Annotated in this window: 3 protein-coding genes; all 3 read left to right on the plus strand. The window is 70.5% G+C overall.

Translation table 11 applies throughout. The features are described from left to right. Positions 1–263: 263 nt before the first annotated feature. The 3 genes from A7A76_RS22150 (at position 264) to sctJ (ending at position 2091) form a co-directional block, all read left to right on the plus strand. Positions 264–659, plus strand: a complete 396-nt coding sequence (locus A7A76_RS22150; protein WP_206413345.1) for a hypothetical protein — start codon at positions 264–266, stop codon at positions 657–659. Positions 660–837: 178 nt separating this feature from the next. Beyond that, positions 838–1263 (plus strand): hypothetical protein, encoded by a 426-nt coding sequence (locus A7A76_RS22155; protein ID WP_206413346.1) that lies wholly within the window; start codon positions 838–840, stop codon positions 1261–1263. A gap of 30 nt (positions 1264–1293) precedes the next feature. Further along, entirely contained in the window at positions 1294–2091 is a 798-nt protein-coding gene (gene sctJ / locus A7A76_RS22160; protein ID WP_206413347.1) for a type III secretion system inner membrane ring lipoprotein SctJ, read from the plus strand. Positions 2092–2237 lie beyond the last annotated feature (146 nt).

The following is a 2237-nucleotide window of genomic DNA, read 5'->3' on the forward strand; positions in this document are numbered from 1 at the left end:
CGGCCCCGCCCGCGCCCGCCGCCGGCAATGCGCGTCCGGCCGTGGCCGAGGCGCCGGCGCGGCCCGGAAACCGACAATGAACAGGGGCGACCCAGGGTCAGCACTAGCTGGTTTCACCCGCACCGCGCCGATCTAATCCAACCTCGGCACCTTGCACCCATCGTCCGCGGATGCTTCAAGAATCGCCAAGCGCGTCAAGTTTCGGTGCCATTCGTTGTTCCACGCCATTGCGCGGCCTTGCCGCAACGAGCAGGAGAGACGTCATGAGTAATGCAGTCAACGGCGCCGGCGGTACCGCCGGCCTGGTCAACACCTTCATCGCCGACGTCAACAAGAACGACGCGGTCGGCAACGGCAAGGGTTCGCGCGGCGCCGGCAGCAGCAGCGGCGGTGGCGGCATCTCGGCCGGCGGCGGCGGTGGCGGCGGCAGCAGCTCGAGCTGGTACGAGTCGATGGCGCGCGCCTGGGGCCAGACGATGGACGGACAGGCCTCGCGCATCACCGAGCTGTCGGGCACGATCGGCGGCGGCAACGACCAGCCCTCGAGCATGATCGCGCTGACCTCGGCGAGCCTGCGCATGCAGTTCATCTCCAACAGCGCGTCGACCTCGATCAATTCGATCGCCCAGGCCTTCGACAAGCTGGCCTCGAAGAACTGACCGGCGCGCGGCCCGACGTCTGCCGCCTGCCGTCGCGGCGTCCGGACCTCGCGTCCGGGCGCCCGCGGCCGTCGCGGCGGGGCTGCGCGGCGCAGCGTTCGGTCTGCGCCTCGCCGCTGCGTCGTACCCTTCGTCCGGACCACCCGTTGTCGAACCTACCGTCGCAGGAGACAGGTTCATGATCGAAGCCATCCAAGCCGCGGCCGAAGCCGCGCAACCGGCCGCCGCCTCGCCGGCGCAGTCGCCGCAGGCCTCGGCCTACGACATCCGCGAGTTCGCGGCCGCGTTCGACCGCGGCGCCGCGCCCGGCGGTGCGGGCGGCGTGCAGGCAGGCGGCGCCGAACAGGTCGCCCACGCCGGAGCCGCCGAGCCTTCGCAGGGCACCCGCGCGGTGCTGGCGGCGCTGGACAACCTCAACGGCGGCGCCGACAGCATCGGCCAGGCCAGCCAGAGCATGTCGGCCAACGCCGCCGACCTGACCCCGGGCGAGATGATCCAGATGACCATGAAGTGCCACCAGTTCATGTTCACCTCGCAGCTGACCTCGAACGTCGCCAACCGCACGTCCGACGGCATCCAGCAGCTGTTCCGCCAGCAGTCGTAACGCGCAAGGCACACACCACACGGGGGATGCATGGGTAGGGCGTCGGGCTTCAAAGCTTTAAGGATTCTGGCGGCCCTGCTGGCCTGCTTGCTGATCGTGGGGTGTACGCGCACGCCGCTGTACAGCCAACTCGACGAGCAGCAGGCCAACGAACTGATGGCGGCGCTGCTCGACGCGGGCATCCCCGCCGAGAAAGACCCCTCGCCGAGCAAGACCGGCTGGGAGGTCATGGTCAACCGCGGCGACATCCCCTATGCGATGCAGGTGCTGACCTCGCGCGGCCTGCCGCGCGCGCAATACCGCTCGCTCGGCGACGTGTTCAAGAAGGAAGGCTTCGCCTCCTCGGCGCTGGAAGAGAAGGCGCGCTACCTCTACGGCCTGTCGCAGGAACTCTCGCGCACGCTGACCCGCATCGACGGCGTGGTCGAGGCGCGCGTGCACATCGCCCTGCCCGATCGCGACCCGCTCGGCGGCAACGTCCAGGACTCCTCGGCCTCGGTGCTGATCTTCGAACGCCCGGGCCAGAGCCTGCGCGACCGCGAGACCGACATCAAGGTGTTCGTCAAGGACAGCGTCGAAGGCCTGGACGACGTCAACAAGGTCACGGTGAAGTTCTTCACCGTGCAGTCGCCGCCCAAGGTCAGCCAGGGCGGCGGCCCGCTCAACGCGGTGCTGGGCTCGATCGACCTGAGCGCGGTCATCATCGGCGCTGGCGTGCTGGTGCTGCTGGCGATCGCGGCGTTCTTCTTCGGCCGCCTGCGCTCGCGCCTGTTCCCGCCGGCCGCGCCGCCGCCGAGCAACGCCCGCGGCGGAGTGTGGAACGGATGAGCGCCGCGGCGCTGCGCGCAGTGCTGAGCGAGACCGATGCCAGCTGGCACGGCCGCGGCGACGAGCGCATCGCCCCGGAACTGCTGGCGGCCGCGCGCGACAGCGCGCTCGGCCGCCGCCTGCTCGGCGGCTGGCTCGCCGCCGAG

Origin of the sequence: Lysobacter enzymogenes, from assembly GCF_017168095.1 — a bacterium.
In the GTDB taxonomy this organism is placed as follows: domain Bacteria; phylum Pseudomonadota; class Gammaproteobacteria; order Xanthomonadales; family Xanthomonadaceae; genus Lysobacter; species Lysobacter enzymogenes_D.

Bases quoted from the DNA above. Each gene is read 5' to 3' on its own strand.
- A7A76_RS22155 (WP_206413346.1), top strand. From the start codon at position 838: ATGATCGAAGCCATCCAAGCCGCGGCCGAAGCCGCGCAACCGGCCGCC.
- A7A76_RS22150 (WP_206413345.1), top strand. From the start codon at position 264: ATGAGTAATGCAGTCAACGGCGCCGGCGGTACCGCCGGCCTGGTCAAC.
- sctJ (WP_206413347.1), top strand. From the start codon at position 1,294: ATGGGTAGGGCGTCGGGCTTCAAAGCTTTAAGGATTCTGGCGGCCCTG.